Source organism: Pantoea nemavictus, from assembly GCF_037479095.1.
In the GTDB taxonomy this organism is placed as follows: Bacteria; Pseudomonadota; Gammaproteobacteria; order Enterobacterales; family Enterobacteriaceae; genus Pantoea; species Pantoea nemavictus.
Window position 1 is genome coordinate 2,036,188 of sequence record NZ_JBBGZW010000001.1, and the last position, 17,104, is coordinate 2,053,291.

The 17,104-nt window shown below is 55.1% G+C and carries 14 protein-coding genes; 8 read left to right on the top strand and 6 right to left on the bottom strand.

Annotation, left to right across the window (positions count from 1 at the left end):
• Both trmH and recG read left to right on the top strand, forming a co-directional pair.
• The gene (gene trmH, locus WH298_RS09365; RefSeq protein ID WP_180822718.1) at window positions 1-696 is read left to right on the top strand and encodes a tRNA (guanosine(18)-2'-O)-methyltransferase TrmH; all 696 of its coding nucleotides are present in this window, start codon (window positions 1-3) and stop codon (window positions 694-696) included.
• Window positions 693-2,771, top strand: a complete 2,079-nt coding sequence (gene recG, locus WH298_RS09370; protein WP_180822719.1) for an ATP-dependent DNA helicase RecG — start codon at window positions 693-695, stop codon at window positions 2,769-2,771. Before trmH ends, recG begins: the two co-directional genes overlap by 4 nt.
• On the opposite strand, the gene WH298_RS09375 is transcribed toward recG, so the two are convergent.
• Complete coding sequence (locus WH298_RS09375) at window positions 2,768-3,247, bottom strand: MarR family winged helix-turn-helix transcriptional regulator (RefSeq protein ID WP_180822720.1); 480 nt, start codon at window positions 3,245-3,247, stop codon at window positions 2,768-2,770. The genes recG and WH298_RS09375 overlap by 4 nt on opposite strands.
• A 70-nt stretch (window positions 3,248-3,317) precedes the next feature.
• Between WH298_RS09375 and WH298_RS09380 the strand changes: the two genes are divergently transcribed.
• The 3 genes from WH298_RS09380 (at window position 3,318) to WH298_RS09390 (ending at window position 7,533) form a co-directional block, all read left to right on the top strand.
• Window positions 3,318-4,253 (top strand): quinone oxidoreductase family protein, encoded by a 936-nt coding sequence (locus WH298_RS09380; protein WP_180822721.1) that lies wholly within the window; start codon window positions 3,318-3,320, stop codon window positions 4,251-4,253.
• A gap of 92 nt (window positions 4,254-4,345) precedes the next feature.
• Window positions 4,346-5,731, top strand: a complete 1,386-nt coding sequence (locus WH298_RS09385; RefSeq protein ID WP_180822722.1) for a nucleobase:cation symporter-2 family protein — start codon at window positions 4,346-4,348, stop codon at window positions 5,729-5,731.
• Between the two features lie 122 nt (window positions 5,732-5,853).
• Window positions 5,854-7,533, top strand: a complete 1,680-nt coding sequence (locus tag WH298_RS09390; protein ID WP_180822723.1) for an AsmA family protein — start codon at window positions 5,854-5,856, stop codon at window positions 7,531-7,533.
• Between the two features lie 49 nt (window positions 7,534-7,582).
• Here the strand turns inward: WH298_RS09390 and fabY are convergent, their stop codons facing one another.
• The 5 genes from fabY to typA form a co-directional block, all read right to left on the bottom strand.
• A complete protein-coding gene (gene fabY / locus WH298_RS09395; protein ID WP_007885253.1) occupies window positions 7,583-8,530 on the bottom strand; it encodes a fatty acid biosynthesis protein FabY in 948 nt (315 codons plus the stop codon).
• Window positions 8,531-8,589: 59 nt separating this feature from the next.
• Window positions 8,590-9,027 (bottom strand): D-aminoacyl-tRNA deacylase, encoded by a 438-nt coding sequence (gene dtd / locus WH298_RS09400; protein ID WP_007885252.1) that lies wholly within the window; start codon window positions 9,025-9,027, stop codon window positions 8,590-8,592.
• Window positions 9,024-9,893, bottom strand: a complete 870-nt coding sequence (locus WH298_RS09405) for a virulence factor BrkB family protein (protein ID WP_180823711.1) — start codon at window positions 9,891-9,893, stop codon at window positions 9,024-9,026. Before WH298_RS09405 ends, dtd begins: the two co-directional genes overlap by 4 nt.
• Before the next feature lie 3 nt (window positions 9,894-9,896).
• Window positions 9,897-10,493: a glucose-1-phosphatase gene (yihX, locus tag WH298_RS09410; RefSeq protein WP_007885249.1), complete on the bottom strand. Its 597-nt coding sequence runs from the start codon at window positions 10,491-10,493 to the stop codon at window positions 9,897-9,899.
• Window positions 10,494-10,677: 184 nt separating this feature from the next.
• On the bottom strand, window positions 10,678-12,498 hold the full coding sequence (gene typA / locus WH298_RS09415; protein WP_007885247.1) for a ribosome-dependent GTPase TypA: 1,821 nt from the start codon (window positions 12,496-12,498) through the stop codon (window positions 10,678-10,680).
• A gap of 439 nt (window positions 12,499-12,937) precedes the next feature.
• Between typA and glnA the strand changes: the two genes are divergently transcribed.
• From glnA to glnG, 3 genes are all read left to right on the top strand, one after another.
• On the top strand, window positions 12,938-14,347 hold the full coding sequence (gene glnA, locus WH298_RS09420; RefSeq protein ID WP_007885243.1) for a glutamate--ammonia ligase: 1,410 nt from the start codon (window positions 12,938-12,940) through the stop codon (window positions 14,345-14,347).
• A gap of 256 nt (window positions 14,348-14,603) precedes the next feature.
• On the top strand, window positions 14,604-15,653 hold the full coding sequence (gene glnL / locus WH298_RS09425) for a nitrogen regulation protein NR(II) (RefSeq protein ID WP_007885241.1): 1,050 nt from the start codon (window positions 14,604-14,606) through the stop codon (window positions 15,651-15,653).
• A gap of 7 nt (window positions 15,654-15,660) precedes the next feature.
• A complete protein-coding gene (gene glnG / locus WH298_RS09430) occupies window positions 15,661-17,070 on the top strand; it encodes a nitrogen regulation protein NR(I) (RefSeq protein ID WP_007885240.1) in 1,410 nt (469 codons plus the stop codon).
• Window positions 17,071-17,104: the final 34 nt, after the last annotated feature.

The window sequence follows — 17,104 nt, forward strand, 5'->3', positions numbered from 1 at the left end:
ATGAACGCTCAACGCTTTGCTCGTATTCAGGAGATGTTGGCCCTGCGCCAGCACGATCTCACCGTCTGCATGGAACAGGTGCATAAACCGCATAATGTCTCAGCGGTAATTCGTACCGCCGATGCGGTCGGCATCCACGAAGTGCACGCCGTGTGGCCAAGCGTGCGTATGCGCACTATGGTTTCAGCTTCAGCTGGCAGCAACAGCTGGGTCAAGGTGAAAACGCATCGTCATATTGCCGAAGCGGTACGCCATCTTAAAGATGAAGGCATGCAGGTGCTGGCGACCAATCTGTCGGCCAAAGCGGTGGATTTTCGCGAGGTCGATTACACTAAACCGACCTGTATTCTGATGGGTCAGGAAAAGACCGGGATTACGGCGGAAGCGCTGGCATTGGCCGATCAGGACATCATTGTGCCGATGGTTGGCATGGTGCAGTCGCTCAACGTCTCGGTCGCGTCTGCGTTGATTCTGTATGAAGCGCAGCGTCAACGACAGAATGCCGGGATGTATCAGCGCACCTACAGCCTGCTGGATGAAGACGAACAACAGCGCCTGCTGTTTGAAGGCGGCTATCCGGTACTGGCACGCGTCGCCAAACAGAAGGGCCTGCCTTATCCGCACATCAATGCCCAGGGCGAGGTGGAAGCCGACGCCGATTGGTGGGCCACCATGCAATCGACGGGTAAAAAATGAAAGGCCGTCTGCTGGATGCCATCCCGCTCAGTACCCTGACCGGCGTCGGCGCCAGTCAGGCGGGTAAGCTGGCTAAACTCAGCCTGTTTACCATTCAGGATTTGCTGCTGCACCTGCCACTTCGCTACGAAGATCGCACCCAACTGTATAAAATTAATGACCTGCTACCGGGCGTCTATGCCACGGTGGAAGGTGAAGTGCTGAGCAACGAAATTACCTTTGGCCGCCGCCGCATGCTGGTGTGCCAGATTAGCGATGGCAGCGGCATGCTGACCATGCGCTTCTTCAATTTCAATGCCGGGATGAAAAACAGCCTGTCACCAGGCCGATATGTTACTGCCTATGGCGAGATAAAACGCGGCCAGCGCGGTGCGGAAATCATTCATCCCGAGTATCGCGTGCAGGGCGAACAAGGCGGCGTTGAGCTGCAGGAAACCCTCACGCCGGTCTATCCTACAACCGAAGGCATCCGCCAGGCGACGCTGCGCAATCTCACCGATCAGGCGCTAACGCTGCTGGAAAGCTGCCCCATTGCCGAACTGCTGCCGTCAGAACTGAGCGGCGGGCTGATTAGCCTGCCAGATGCACTGCGCACTTTGCATCGTCCACCGCCGGATTTACGCTTGAGCGAGCTGGAGACCGGGCGTCATCCGGCACAGAAGCGCTTAATTCTGGAAGAACTGCTGGCGCATAACCTCAGTATGCTGGCTGTGCGCGCTGGCGCACAGCGCCATCATGCGCTGCCGATGCCGCCACGTCATGAGCTGGTTAATCAACTGCTCGCGGCGCTGCCCTTTTCGCCAACCGGTGCGCAACAGCGCGTGGTGGCAGAAATCGAAAAGGATCTGGCCAACGATTTTCCGATGATGCGTTTGGTGCAGGGCGATGTCGGTTCCGGTAAAACGCTAGTGGCTGCACTGGCGGCACTGAATGTCATCGCGCATGGCAAACAGGTGGCGTTAATGGCTCCCACCGAACTGCTGGCTGAGCAGCACGCCAACAATTTCCGTCAGTGGTTTGCGCCGCTGGGAATTGAAGTGGGCTGGCTGGCGGGCAAGCAGAAAGGCAAAGCGCGTGAGGCGCAGCAGGAAGCGATTGCCAGCGGCCAGGTCGCGATGGTGGTGGGCACCCACGCGTTGTTCCAGGAGCAGGTGAAATTTAACGGCATGGCGCTGGTGATCATTGATGAGCAGCACCGCTTTGGCGTGCATCAGCGCCTAGCGCTGTGGGAAAAAGGTGAGGAACAGGGCTTCCATCCGCACCAGTTGATTATGACCGCGACACCGATCCCCCGCACGCTGGCGATGACCGCTTACGCCGATCTCGATACCTCGACCATCGATGAATTACCGCCGGGACGTACGCCGGTGACCACGGTGGCAATTCCCGATAGTCGCCGCAGCGAGATCATCACCCGCGTGCAGAGCGCCTGTCATGAAGGGCGCCAGGCTTATTGGGTCTGTACGCTGATCGAAGAGTCTGAAGTGCTGGAAGCGCAGGCGGCGGAAGCCACCTGGGAAGAGCTGAAAGTGGCGCTGCCAGATTTGCAGGTTGGCCTGGTCCACGGCCGCATGAAGCCAGCCGAAAAGCAGGCGGTGATGGCGGCGTTTAAAGCCAATGAAATTCAGCTGCTAATCGCCACCACGGTGATTGAAGTGGGCGTGGATGTGCCAAACGCCAGCCTGATGATTATTGAGAATCCAGAACGTCTCGGTTTGGCGCAGCTGCACCAGCTGCGCGGCCGCGTTGGCCGTGGCGCCGTCGCCTCGCATTGCGTGCTGCTGTACAAAGCGCCGCTGAGCAAAACCGCACAGAAGCGTCTGCAGGTGCTGCGCGACAGCAACGATGGCTTTGTGATTGCGCAGCACGATTTAGAGATTCGCGGTCCCGGTGAAATGCTTGGCACCCGTCAGACAGGTAACGCCGAGTTTAAAGTGGCTGATTTGCTGCGCGATCAAGGCATGATCCCCGAAGTTCAGCGCGTGGCGCGCCATATCCATCAGCATTATCCTGAGCAGGCGCAGGCATTAATTGAGCGCTGGCTGCCGGAAACCGAGCGCTACAGCAACGCTTAATCCGCGGTATTATCAACCGCCATAAAATCTGCGACAAATTTCTGCAGCAAACGCGCCAGCTCGGCGCGCTCGTCATCCTGCCAGCTGGCAAACAGGTTTTGATAAATCTGCGCGCGCGCGGCATCGATTTTGTCGGTCATCGCTTTACCTGCCGTAGTAATCACCGCTTCGTTCACCCGTTTGTCTTTGGCATTTTTCTGGCGCTGTGCCAGCCCCAACTCTTCCAGTTTCGCCACCTGACGACTGACGGTGGTGTAATCGCGCCCAGCACGCTCCGCCAGTTCAACCACACCAATCGGCCCGAAGCGGCCAATCTGAATCAGTAGCGGAAACAGTGCGCGATCAAGCTTAATATTCGATTCTTTTATAAGCAATTCATCACGTTGTGGTCGATTGAAGGTTCCAACAATCATCAGCAGCGCGTTGTGCAGATCATCAAATGCTGCACTATTATGTGTATTTTGCACACTTTTCATTGACGCTTTCCCGAGGCAAGACTAATGTGTGCATATTACACATAGTTTCCGACTAACTGAAGGTGAAAACATGAAAGCAGCGATAGTTTCCGCAGCAGGTGAACTGCCCGTATACTGTGATTTCCCTGAACCGCAGGCCGATGACAGCCATGTCGTGGTGACAGTGAAAGCCGCCGCCGTCAGCCAACTGGCAAAAGCACGCGCCGCCGGTACGCATTACAGCTCGGCGGCACACTATCCCTTTATTACCGGCATTGATGGCACCGGCATGCTCAGTAATGGCGATCCGGTTTACTTCCTCGCCTTTAATGCGCCGTGGGGCAGCATGGCGGAAAGAACCTTAGTGCCCGCCGATAGCATCGTTCCCCTTCCCGCCACTCTCGATCCTGTTCTGGCTGCGGCGCTGGCTAATCCGGGCATGTCATCCTGGGCAGCGTTAACCCGTCGCGCACAGCTGCGTGCCGGTGAAACCGTATTGATCAATGGCGCAACCGGTACCTCAGGCGGATTAGCGGTACGCATCGCGCAACATCTGGGCGCAGGCAAAATCATTGCGACTGGCCGTAACCGCGCCGCACTGGATCAACTGCGTGCGCAGGGTGCGGATATCACGCTCACGCTGGATGAATTGCCGGGTGCGCTCCCGGCACTGATGAAAGAAGGCATTGATGTGGTGCTGGATTATCTCTGGGGCCAGAGCGCGCTCGATATTATGCAGGCCGCAGTGGCAGGCGGTGAAAAGACGGTGCGTTTTGTGCAAATTGGTTCGTTGAGCGGTCAGGAAATCACGCTGCACAGCAAGCTGCTGCGCTCATCCGGATTGACGTTGATGGGCAGCGGCCTGGGAAGCGTGTCGGATAAGGAATTGATTGCCTGCATTGGCGAAATGCTGGCCGCCGCCGCCGAGAGCGATTTTTCCATCGCCTTCCAGATGCGCCCATTGAGTGACGTCGCCCTGGCGTGGCAGGAAGATGATAGTCGCTGCCGCACGGTGTTTACGCTTTAGATCAACAGAAGTAAAAAGGGGCATTGCAAACGATTGCTTTCACAACGCAACCGTTTAAAATCGCCCCTTTGTTGTAATTGAGAACGTCCACCATGTCCGTCAACACCGCTGAATCACCCCAGCCTGCCAGCGCTGCAAGCCCGAAAAGTGAACTGATTTACCGCCTCGAAGACCGTCCGCCGCTGCCGCAAACCTTGTTTGCTGCCTGCCAGCATCTGCTGGCGATGTTTGTCGCGGTGATTACGCCCGCACTGCTCATCTGCCAGGCGCTGGGTTTACCGGCGCAGGACACACAGCACATCATCAGCATGTCGCTGTTTGCTTCTGGCGTGGCATCGATTCTGCAAATTAAAACCTGGGGACCGATCGGTTCCGGCCTGCTGTCGATTCAGGGCACCAGCTTTAACTTCGTAACCCCGCTGATTATGGGCGGCATGGCGCTGAAAAATGGCGGCGTTGATGTACCGACCATGATGGCCGCGCTGTTTGGCACGCTGATGGTCGCTTCCTGTACCGAAATGGTGCTGTCGCGCGTGTTGCATCTGGCACGCCGTATCATTACGCCGCTGGTTTCCGGCATTGTGGTAATGATTATCGGCCTGTCACTGATTCAGGTCGGTTTGACCTCGATTGGCGGCGGCTTTGCTGCGATGAGCGATCACACCTTCGGCGCACCGAAAAACTTGCTGCTGGCTGCTTCGGTATTAGTGGTCATTATCCTGCTAAACCGTCAGCGTAATGCCTACCTGCGCGTGGCTTCACTGGTGATTGCCATGGCAGTAGGTTACGCACTTGCCTGGGCGCTGGATATGCTGCCCGCTACCAGCACGCCATCCAATCAACCGCTGATCGCCGTGCCGTCGCCGCTCTATTACGGTCTTGGCTTTGAATGGAATCTGCTGATCCCGCTGATGCTGGTGTTTATGGTGACCTCGCTGGAAACTATCGGCGACATCACCGCGACTTCTGATGTTTCCGAGCAGCCAGTAAGCGGCCCGCTGTACATGAAGCGGCTGAAAGGCGGCGTGTTGGCGAACGGACTCAATTCGTTTGTTTCGGCGTTGTTTAACACCTTCCCGAACTCGTGCTTTGGCCAGAATAACGGCGTGATTCAGCTGACCGGCGTTGCCAGTCGCTATGTCGGTTTTGTGGTGGCGCTGATGCTGATCGTGCTTGGCCTGTTCCCGGCAGTGAGCGGATTTGTGCAGCACATTCCGGAACCGGTGCTGGGCGGTGCCACCATTGTGATGTTCGGAACCATCGCCGCCTCGGGTGTGCGCATCGTTTCACGCGAACCGCTCAATCGCCGCGCTATCATGATTATCGCGCTGTCGCTGGCGGTAGGTTTGGGCGTTTCTCAGCAGCCGCTGATTCTGCAATTTGCCCCGGACTGGCTGAAAACCCTGCTTTCATCTGGCATTGCGGCCGGTGGTATCACCGCCATCGTGCTGAACCTCATCTTCCCGCAAGAAAAGTAACGCAGCAGGCAGGCTTCGGCCTGCCTGATATTTATCCGCATTTACATCCAGGCTGTTGAGCTGTAACGGTAATTCAGGCATAACAACCACTCACCGGATAAATATCGGGATGGATGAGTGCGATGAAATTTTTAGGCAAGTTTTTCCTTACCTTACTGCTGCTAATTCTGCTGGCGCTGGTTGTGCTGTATGTGTTGCTGCAAACACAGTGGGGCGCAGGCTGGTTTAGCCGCTGGGTAAGCGATAAAACCGCCTGGCATCTCTCCCTTAGCAAGATTGAGCACGACTTCTCGTCCCCTTCGCACATCATTCTTGATGATTTCAGCTTTGGTCATGATGGTCAGCCCGCCGTGCTGGTAGCGAAGCGCGTTGACCTGGGTCTCGCGCTGGTACAGTTCAGCGATCCGCTGCATTTCAACAGCATCGAAGTGCGCGACGGTGAAATCAATCTCGCCAATCAAGCGCCCGATACCACGCTGCCGATGCAGGCCAATCGCCTGCAGCTGAACAATGTGCGTATTGAGAATCCGCATAGCACCTTGCCGATGACCGCTCAGCGCGTGAATGGCGGTCTTCTGCCGTGGAAACCGCTGCCTAACGACGTGCTGGGCAGCGATGCGCAGTTCCAGATCAGTGCTGGAACTCTGACGCTGGATGGCGTACCGGGCAACAATGTGTTGCTGCAGGGCAACATTAAGCAACGTCGTCTGGTACTGAGTAATATTGGTGCCGATTTAGCGCGCGGTTCGATGACCGGCAATGCCGAGCGCGATGCGCAGGGCAACTGGAAGATTGACCAGCTGCGCCTCAACGATATCCGCCTGCAAACGCATCAAAGCCTGAGCGACTTCCTTAATCCGCTGCGCGATGTCCCGTCGGTGAGCATCAATCGTCTGGATATGACCGATGCACGCCTGCAAGGGCCAGATTGGGCAGTGACCGATCTCGATTTAACGCTGAAAAATGTCACCTTGCGCGGCGATAACTGGGAAAGCGATGGTGGTTCGCTTTCCATGAACGCCGGGAATTTTATTAACGGTGGCTTTGAGTTGAACGATCCCATCGTGAATGCCGATCTTTCGCCGCAGGGTATCGCGCTAACGCAATTCAGTTCTCGCTGGGTCAATGGCGTGGTGCGCGCCAGCGGCAACTGGACACGCAGCGACAAGCGTCTGACGCTGGATGAATTGGCCATCGCCGGGCTGGAGTATACGCTGCCGCAAAACTGGCGCGAGCGCTGGCAGCAGACGTTGCCGGATTGGCTGGACAGCGTGCTGGTAACGCGCGCCACCGCTAACCGTAACCTGATAATCGATATCAATCCCGCCTTCCCGTTCCAGATGACGTCGCTGGATGGCAGTGCGGATAACCTGCTGCTGGCACGCCAGCATCAGTGGGGCATTTGGGCCGGGAAAGCGAGCTTTAACGCTGCCGAAGCTACCTTCAATCGTACCGACCTGCGCCATCCTTCGATTGCGCTGAATGCTAACGACCAACAGATTCAAGTGACTGAGCTGAGTGCCTTTAACGGCAGCGGTTTACTGGAAGGGACAGCGACGGTAGGTCAGGATGTACAACGACCGCTGACGCTGAGCCTAAAAGGTCAGGCTGTGCCGGCCAACGTACTGCAAAACTGGGGTTGGCCAACGCTGCCGTTGAGCGGCAATAGCAATTTGCAGCTGCAACTGAAAGGATCTCTCAACGCCAACGCACCGCTGCGCCCAAGCGCGGATGGCACCTTGTCGGTAACCACCGATGCACAATCCGTGCAGCAGACGATGCGTGGCGGGCAGATTCAATAGTTTAAAAACCAGGTCGCCATGAATGGCGACCTTACGCATGAGGCACGCGTTAATTAATACGCGCCCCGGAGCCGCCCTCTTCCAGCGATCCGTCAGAATCAGCCGGCAGCACGATATACACACCTTCAAACACCGCGCCTAACTCTTCGTCACCAAACAATTCGACTTCCATCTGTACGCGCGCTTTACGGCCACGCGCCAGCCTATCAAGATCGCCACTCAGCGAGCCAAGATCGGCAATGGCGCCCGGACGACCGCTGATGGGCTTACTATAGCGAATATGCGCATCCGCCAGAATGATAGTGCCGCCAAGATGACGCTCGCGCAGCAGCAGCCAGATCAAGCCCCAGCCAGTCAATGTAGCAAGCGAGAACAGGCTGCCCGCGAATAAGGTGTGATGAGGATTCTGATTGCCCGCTTCTGGCATGGTAGTAACGAATTTCTGCCCGGTATATTGCAGAATACGCACGCCCATTTTTTCGCTCAGCGGGATGTGCTCGTACCAGGCTTGCTGCAGCTGTCCGCACCAGTCGGCGCGATGCAAGATATCGTCGAGCGTCACCACTGGTTTAATCATCAGGAAATGGCGTACCGGCGTGGTTTGCGGCGCGGTGATTTCACCCTGATTGACGTAGCCAAGCTTGGCAAAGAATTCGACGGCATCTTCACGCGCGCTACAGGTGACGCGCTTAGCCCCTTCCTGACGCGCGACCGACTCCAGCGTCATCGCCACCAGCGTGCCAAGACCTTTGCCCTGCACGGAGGGATGTACCGCGAGGAAGCGAATCGCCGCTTCGTTTTCCGCGTTGATATACAGACGTCCCACCGCTACCGGTTTGCCCTGCTCATCCACCACCATTTGATGATGCGCCAGCGCATCCCAGGCATCACGCTCAGAACCCTGCGGCTGACGCAGCGGCTTTCGTAACATTTCCCAACGGAACTGGTAATACATATCCAGCTCTTCCGCCGTTTGCGGTACGCGAAGATGATACATAAAGTGATTCTCTCGTTCGGAGCTTGCGTGGCTAAATCCTTGCCGCTCGGCTGTTAACCTCACACCTGTAACCAGAAGGTCACCGGACCGTCGTTTACCAACGAAACCTGCATATTGGCGGCAAAGCGCCCATTTGCGGTGGTCACACCCTGTGTTCGGCAGCAATCGCTGAAGTATTCATAGAGACGCTCGGCTTCCGCCGGTTCTGCACCGCCAGAGAAAGAGGGACGCATACCTTTATTGGTATCAGCGGCGAGGGTGAATTGCGACACCACCAGCACGCTGCCGCCGGCCTGCTGTACGTTGAGATTCATCTTGTCATTCTCATCCGCGAAGATGCGGTAGCCGAGAACGCGTTCGGTCAAACGCTGCGCCTTTTGCTCGTCGTCGCCCTTTTCAACACCCAATAACACCAATAACCCATTGCCAATTTCACCCACTGTCGCGTCATCAACGCTGACACTGGCGCGACTAACGCGCTGAATCAAAGCAATCATGTTTCCTCTCGTTCTTTATCGCGTTCCTGCTGTTTTAACTGGCGATAGTCATCCAGGGTGACAGTGATTTCTGCGCCCAACAAAACAATACACCACGACCAGTAAACCCAAAGGAACAGAATCGGGATGACCGCCAGAACGCCGTAAATTAACTGATACGAAGGGAACATCGTAACATAGAGCGCAAAGCCTTTTTTCCCCAGCTCGAACAGCAAACCGGCAACGATGGCACCGATCAGTGCATCGCGCGTGGGCACACGCCGCGTCGGCACAATGCTGTACAGCAGCCAGAAGGCGAGGATAGAGAGAAACAGCGGGAAAATGCGCAGCAGATGATCGATTAAGCTGGTGACGCCGGTGACATTTACCCAGCGCAGCGACAACAGATAGGAGCTCAGGGCTAAACTGGCGCCGGCCAGCAGCGGACCCAGCGTTAAGATCATCCAGTACACCGCAAAGGAGTAGACCATTGGTCGTGGCTTATCGCTGCGCCAGATGGTGTTTAACGCGCTGTCCACCGAATGCATCAGCAGCAGCGCGGTGACAATCAACCCGACAATACCGACCGCCGTCATCTTGTTGACGTTGGCAACGAACTGATCCAGATAACGCTGAATGACGTCGCCCGTCGCCGGAATAAAGTTAGTGAAGATGAAGTTTTTCAGCTGCACGCTGATATCGGAGAACATGGGAAAAGCGGCGAACAGCGCAAAAACCACGGCAATTAGCGGCACCAACGCCAGCAATGAGACGTAGGCCAAATTGCCCGCCTGCGTCGTCATATTGTCTTCGTCAATGCGTCGCCACAGCAGTTTTACCCACAGGAAAAAAGTATGCGCCGAGTGGCGCAGATGTCGTAGATTCAGCACTCAGAGACGACCTGCAAACCAATCCGGCACAGTTTTCTCATCAACCACCAACACGCTCTCAATGCCGAGCGCGCGCGCCGCATCGATGTTGGCCTGGTTATCATCAAAAAATACCGCCTGGTCGGCCTGATAGCCTTCGTGCTGCAGCACATAGTTATAGATGCGGGCTTCCGGCTTACGCATGCCGATATCCTGCGACATATAAAGATGATCGGCCGCCTGCTGTACATCAGGATATTGCGTTGGCCAGAACTCGAAGTGCAGCTGATTGGTATTCGACAGAATCACCACGCGCTCGCCCTTAGCACGCAGTTTGTTCATGATCGCCAGCGTTTCCGGACGCACGCCGACAAAAACCGCCTGCCAGCCTGCCGTGAATTGTGGGTAACTCAGCGCGATATCCAGTTGATCGCAGATACGCGCGGCGAATTCGGGATCGCTTATCTCGCCACGTTCGTGTTTCTCAAAAGCCTCATCCATGCGGAAGTTACTTTGCAACGTTGCCAGCGGCACACGCCCCAAATCGCTCCAGACGCCGAGCACACGATTAAAATCGATATCAACAATCACATTGCCTAAATCAAAAATGTACAGCATGACGCCTCTCCTTTATGTTCCCTGGATCATTCACTTTAGCGTCAAAAGTGGTGTCTGAACAGGGACGAGGCGCGGGAAATCAGTAATCTGGAAGCGGAGCCAAAGTTCAGCAAGCGAGCGTTGCAGCGGCTTGCAGGCATAAAAAAGCCCCGCAAGTGCGGGGCTCAATATCAGACTGTTTCGCTTACTCTTTGCTGCCGCGAGAAGAACGCTTACGATCGTTCTCGGTCAGGTGACGTTTACGAATACGTACTGACAGCGGAGTCACTTCTACCAGTTCGTCATCATCGATGAACTCGATAGCCTGTTCCAGCGTCATCTTCTGCGGTGGAACCAGAGTGGTCGCTTCATCAGTACCTGACGCACGCATGTTGGTCAGTTTCTTACCGGTCAGGCAGTTAACGGTCAGGTCGTTAGAACGGCTATGAATACCGATGATCTGGCCTTCATACACTTCCGCACCGTGACCCAGGAACAGCTTACCGCGATCCTGCAGACCGAACAGGGCGAACGCTACCGCTTTACCCTGGCCGTTAGAGATCAGTACGCCGTTCTGACGCTGACCCACTTCGCCCGGACGCACGTCGTCGTAGTGGCTGAAGGTGGAGTACAGCAGACCGGTACCTGAAGTCATGGTCATGAATTCGTTACGGAAGCCGATCAGACCGCGGCTTGGGATCATGTAGTCAAGACGTACACGGCCTTTACCATCTGGATCCATGTTTTTCAGGTCGCCTTTACGCTCACCCATCGCTTGCATCACAGAACCCTGGTGGGTTTCTTCGATGTCGAGGGTGACGTTTTCGAATGGCTCCTGCTTACGGCCTTCAAACTCGCGGAAGATTACTTTCGGACGGGATACCGCCAGCTCGAAACCTTCACGACGCATGTTCTCGATCAGAACCGACAAGTGCAGCTCACCACGACCTGAAACGCGGAACGCATCAGAATCTTCGGTTTCTTCAACGCGCAGTGCCACGTTGTGTACCAGTTCTTTGTTCAAACGCTCCAGGATCTGGCGCGAGGTCACGAACTTACCTTCTTTACCGCAGAACGGTGAGGTGTTCACGTTGAAGAACATGGTTACGGTTGGTTCATCGACGCTCAGAGCTGGCAGCGCTTCCACATTCTGCGTGTCGCAGATGGTGTCAGAGATGTTCAGCTCGCCCAGGCCGGTGATAGCGATGATGTCGCCCGCTTCTGCCAGGGTGCTTTCGATACGCTCCAGACCGAGGTGGCCCAGTACTTTACCGACTTTACCGTTACGGGTTTTGCCTTCGCTATCAATGATAGTGACTTGCTGGTTCGGCTTCACGGTACCGCGCTTGATGCGGCCGATGCCGATCACGCCCAGGTAGTTGTTGTAGTCCAGCTGCGAGATCTGCATCTGCAGTGGCGCTTCAACTTCAACCTGAGGTGGGGAAACGTGGTCGACGATCGCCTGGTACAGCGGGGTCATGTCGTCAGCCATATCGGTGTGTTCCAGACCCGCGATACCATTCAACGCCGAAGCGAAGATGATCGGGAAGTCCAGCTGCTCGTCAGTCGCATCCAGGTTAACGAACAGGTCGAATACCTGATCAACAACCCAATCAGGACGCGCGCCCGGACGGTCAACTTTGTTGATAACCACAATCGGCTTCAAACCATGAGCAAATGCTTTCTTGGTTACGAAGCGGGTTTGCGGCATAGGGCCATCCATCGCATCTACAACCAGCAGCACCGAATCCACCATGGACATGACGCGCTCCACTTCACCACCGAAGTCGGCGTGTCCTGGGGTATCAACGATGTTGATACGGTAGTCATTCCATTTGATGGCGGTGTTTTTTGCGAGGATGGTAATCCCACGCTCTTTCTCCAAATCGTTAGAGTCCATTACGCGCTCAGTCGCTTCGGTACGAGCATCAAAAGTACCGGACTGTTGTAGCAGCTTGTCAACCAGGGTGGTCTTACCATGGTCAACGTGCGCGATGATGGCGATGTTACGCAAATTTTCGATCACAGCTTTGCCTCAGGCATTATAGAAATAACGCGGTATTGTACACGGATTAAGCGGAAGACTGAACATGATCACAGATTTCGCCGAAAGTTTCTCGTAGTGCTGGTTTTTAGCACCATTAACGGTGCATTAATCTGCACTGCGATGGCATTTTGCACCATGTTGGTGCCTTCATTCACCACGGGTGCACCATAACAATGCATGCAATCCATCCTGGTGCAGCCTTCGACTCACGAAAGGGCGCATTGTAGCGCCATTTTCGCTATTGTCATAAAGTTGGCACAGAATTCGCTTTATCTATTTTAAGCGAAAACGACAGTTATAAAACGGTTGAAAGAGCTTGCCGAGATCTTTGGTTAGGAGTGGTCAGCAGTTGTGGCGCATTCCCGGCAACGAAGTTCTCTCACCATGACGATAATGACCATTTCCAGGAGAGTTGAGTATGTCCGCTGAACACGTTCTCTCGATGATGAACGAGCATGAAGTTAAGTTTGTTGACCTGCGTTTTACCGATACCAAAGGTAAAGAACAGCACGTTACTATCCCTGCTCACCAGGTTAACGCTGACTTCTTCGAAGAAGGCAAAATGTTCGATGGCTCCTCCATCGGTGGCTGGAAAGGCATTAACGAATCAGACATGGTGCTGATGCCGGATGCAACCACTGCAGTTATGGATCCGTTCTTCGAAGACTCGACCCTGATCATCCGTTGCGACATCCTTGAGCCAGGCACACTGCAGGGCTACGATCGTGACCCGCGCTCCATTGCTAAACGTGCAGAAGAGTTCCTGCGTTCTTCAGGCATCGCGGATACCGTGCTGTTTGGACCTGAGCCAGAGTTCTTCCTGTTCGATGACATCCGTTTCGGTTCTTCTACTTCAGGTTCACACGTGGCTATCGATGATATCGAAGCAGCATGGAACACCGGTAAAGAGTACGAAGGCGGTAACAAAGGTCACCGTCCAGGTCTGAAAGGCGGTTACTTCCCAGTGCCACCGGTTGACTCAGCGCAGGACATCCGTTCAGCCATGTGTCTGACCATGGAGCAGATGGGCTTAGTGGTTGAAGCACACCACCATGAAGTGGCAACTGCTGGTCAGAACGAAGTGGCAACCCGCTTCAACACCATGACCAAAAAAGCGGACGAAATTCAGATCTACAAATACGTGGTGCACAACGTTGCTCATGCGTACGGCAAAACTGCAACCTTCATGCCTAAGCCAATGTTCGGCGATAACGGTTCAGGTATGCACTGTCACATGTCCCTGTCAAAAGGCGGCGTGAACCTGTTCTCTGGCGACAAGTACGGCGGCCTGTCTGAAACTGCTCTGTTCTACATCGGCGGTATCATCAAGCACGCTAAAGCGATCAACGCCCTGGCAAACCCAACCACTAACTCATACAAGCGTCTGGTCCCAGGCTACGAAGCACCTGTTATGCTGGCTTACTCTGCCCGTAACCGTTCTGCTTCTATCCGTATCCCAGTGGTTGCTAGCCCGAAAGCACGTCGTATCGAAGCACGCTTCCCGGATCCAGCGGCTAACCCATACCTGGCATTCACCGCGCTGCTGATGGCCGGTCTTGATGGTGTTATCAACAAGATCCACCCTGGCGATGCGATGGACAAAAACCTGTATGACCTGCCGCCGGAAGAAGAAGCTGAGATTCCAAAAGTTGCAGGTTCTCTGGAAGAAGCACTGAACGCACTGAACGAAGACCGCGAGTTCCTGACTCGTGGCGGCGTGTTCACTGATGACGCCATCGATGCTTACATCGAACTGCGTAAGCCAGAAGTTGACCGCGTGCGCATGACTCCGCACCCCGTTGAGTTCGAACTGTACTACAGCGTTTAATCAGCATTAAAGATTCGCGGATTATGCATCGCCGCAAGGCGGCAATCGGGATTGCCGGGGAGTCGAGATAACTCAGTGACTCGGGTGAACGAATGCAGCCACGCAGGGGGGTGTAAAAGACGCAGAAGATTTTATATTGCCGTGGAAACTTTAGCCCATCTCCGGATGGGCTTTTTTCTCCGCGTATTCTGGTTCAAAGCACAGATTTCCGTCCTTAAAGGCTATAATGCACTAAATTAGTGCAGAGGAACGCTGTATGGCAACTGGCACGCTGCCCGACGCGGGGCAGATTCTCAACTCCCTAATCAACAGTATTTTGCTGGTCGATGACGATTTAGTTATCCATTACGCCAATCCGGCGGCTCAGCAATTATTGTCGCAGAGCTCACGAAAATTGTTCGGCACGCCATTACCGGAATTAACCGGCTATTTTTCGCTGAATATTGAGGTGATGAGCGAGAGTCTCGGGGCTGGCCAGGGCTTTACCGATAGTGAGGTCACTTTAGTGGTTGATGGCCGCGCGCATATTATGTCGCTGACGGCACAGCGGTTACCCGATGGCTTTATTCTGCTGGAAATGGCGCCGATGGATAATCAGCGCCGGCTTAGCCAGGAACAAATTCAGCATGCTCAGCAGGTCGCTGCCCGCGATTTAGTCCGCGGTCTGGCACATGAAATTAAAAACCCGTTAGGGGGATTACGTGGCGCCGCGCAGCTGCTTACCCGCGCGTTACCCGATCCTTCCCTGCATGAATACACGCGCATCATCATTGAGCAGGCAGACCGCCTGCGTAATCTGGTTGATCGACTGTTAGGTCCGCAACAACCGGGTTTACACGTGACGCAAAGCATTCACCAGGTAGCAGAACGCGTGGTGAATCTGGTGTCGATGGAGCTGCCGGATAACGTTTCGCTGGTGCGTGATTACGACCCAAGCCTGCCGGAACTGCCGCACGATCCCGACCAGATTGAACAGGTGCTGTTGAATGTGGTTCGCAATGCGCTGCAAGCCTTAGGCGATGAAGGTGGCACCATCGTGATTCGCACGCGTACCGCCTTCCAGCTCACGCTGCACGGTACGCGTTATCGTTTAGTCGCACGCATTGATATTGAAGATGATGGTCCAGGCATTCCGGCCCAGCTACAAGATACGCTGTTCTATCCGATGGTGAGCGGACGCGAAGGTGGCACCGGCTTAGGTCTCTCCATCGCCCGTAGCCTGATCGATCAGCATTCAGGAAAAATAGAATTTAACAGTTGGCCAGGTCACACCGAATTCTCGGTCTACCTGCCTATTCGCCAGTGAGGTTTGTATGCAACGAGGGATAGTCTGGATCGTCGATGACGATAGCTCCATCCGCTGGGTGCTTGAACGAGCGCTCACTGGAGCCGGTTTGAGCTGTGCAACCTTTGACAGCGCTAACGAGGTACTGGATGCGCTCGCAAGCAAAACCCCAGATGTATTATTGTCGGACATTCGTATGCCTGGCATGGATGGTCTTGCGCTGCTGAAACAGATTAAACAGCGCCATCCGATGCTGCCGGTGATCATTATGACCGCGCACTCCGATCTGGATGCTGCTGTTAGCGCTTATCAGCAAGGTGCATTCGATTACCTGCCAAAGCCGTTTGATATTGATGAAGCTGTGGCGCTGGTTGAACGCGCGATTAGCCATTATCAGGAACAGCAGCAGCCACGTAATCAACCGGTTAGCGGCCCAACCACCGATATTATCGGCGAAGCGCCGGCAATGCAGGATGTGTTCCGCATCATTGGTCGTCTTTCACGCTCCTCAATTAGCGTGCTGATCAACGGGGAATCCGGTACCGGTAAAGAGTTGGTTGCGCATGCGCTGCATCGCCATAGCCCGCGTGCGAAGTCTCCTTTTATCGCGCTGAACATGGCGGCGATTCCCAAAGATCTGATTGAATCAGAGCTGTTTGGTCACGAGAAAGGCGCATTTACCGGTGCGAACCAGATTCGTCAGGGGCGTTTTGAGCAGGCCGATGGCGGCACGCTTTTCCTCGACGAAATTGGTGATATGCCGCTCGACGTGCAAACCCGCTTATTGCGCGTATTGGCTGATGGTCAGTTTTATCGCGTGGGCGGCTATGCGCCGGTGAAAGTGGATGTGCGTATCATCGCGGCAACCCACCAGAACCTTGAGCTGCGGGTGCAGGAAGGCAAATTCCGTGAGGACTTGTTCCACCGTCTCAACGTAATTCGCGTTCATCTGCCGCCATTACGTGAACGACGCGAAGATATTCCACGTTTGGCACGTTACTTCCTGCAGGTTGCTGCACGTGAGTTGGGCGTGGAAGCGAAGATTCTGCATCCGGAAACCGAAACCGCGCTGACGCGTCTGCATTGGTCCGGTAACGTGCGCCAGTTGGAAAACACCTGTCGTTGGTTAACCGTGATGGCGGCGGGCCAGGAAGTGTTGATTCAGGATCTGCCCCCAGAACTGTTCGAATCCAGCACGCCGGAGAATCCGGTGCAGTCGCTGCCGGATAGCTGGGCTACGTTGCTGGCGCAGTGGGCCGATCGCGCCTTGCGTTCCGGTCATCAAAATCTGTTGTCGGAAGCACAGCCGGAGATGGAGCGCACGTTGCTCACCACCGCACTGCGTCACACGCAGGGTCACAAACAGGAAGCGGCACGCTTGCTCGGCTGGGGACGTAATACCTTGACGCGTAAGCTGAAAGAGCTGGGAATGGAATAACGCGCAGGTTGGGCGTTTTGAGACAAGGGGAGCA

Excerpts from the sequence above, each read along its gene's own strand:
- WH298_RS09390 (WP_180822723.1), top strand. The coding sequence starts at position 5,854 with ATGAAATTTTTAGGCAAGTTTTTCCTTACCTTACTGCTGCTAATTCTG.
- fabY (WP_007885253.1), bottom strand. The coding sequence starts at position 8,530 with ATGTATCATCTTCGCGTACCGCAAACGGCGGAAGAGCTGGATATGTAT.
- glnA (WP_007885243.1), top strand. The coding sequence starts at position 12,938 with ATGTCCGCTGAACACGTTCTCTCGATGATGAACGAGCATGAAGTTAAG.
- WH298_RS09385 (WP_180822722.1), top strand. The coding sequence starts at position 4,346 with ATGTCCGTCAACACCGCTGAATCACCCCAGCCTGCCAGCGCTGCAAGC.
- WH298_RS09375 (WP_180822720.1), bottom strand. The coding sequence starts at position 3,247 with ATGAAAAGTGTGCAAAATACACATAATAGTGCAGCATTTGATGATCTG.
- glnG (WP_007885240.1), top strand. The coding sequence starts at position 15,661 with ATGCAACGAGGGATAGTCTGGATCGTCGATGACGATAGCTCCATCCGC.
- dtd (WP_007885252.1), bottom strand. The coding sequence starts at position 9,027 with ATGATTGCTTTGATTCAGCGCGTTAGTCGCGCCAGTGTCAGCGTTGAT.
- trmH (WP_180822718.1), top strand. The coding sequence starts at position 1 with ATGAACGCTCAACGCTTTGCTCGTATTCAGGAGATGTTGGCCCTGCGC.
- recG (WP_180822719.1), top strand. The coding sequence starts at position 693 with ATGAAAGGCCGTCTGCTGGATGCCATCCCGCTCAGTACCCTGACCGGC.
- yihX (WP_007885249.1), bottom strand. The coding sequence starts at position 10,493 with ATGCTGTACATTTTTGATTTAGGCAATGTGATTGTTGATATCGATTTT.
- glnL (WP_007885241.1), top strand. The coding sequence starts at position 14,604 with ATGGCAACTGGCACGCTGCCCGACGCGGGGCAGATTCTCAACTCCCTA.
- WH298_RS09380 (WP_180822721.1), top strand. The coding sequence starts at position 3,318 with ATGAAAGCAGCGATAGTTTCCGCAGCAGGTGAACTGCCCGTATACTGT.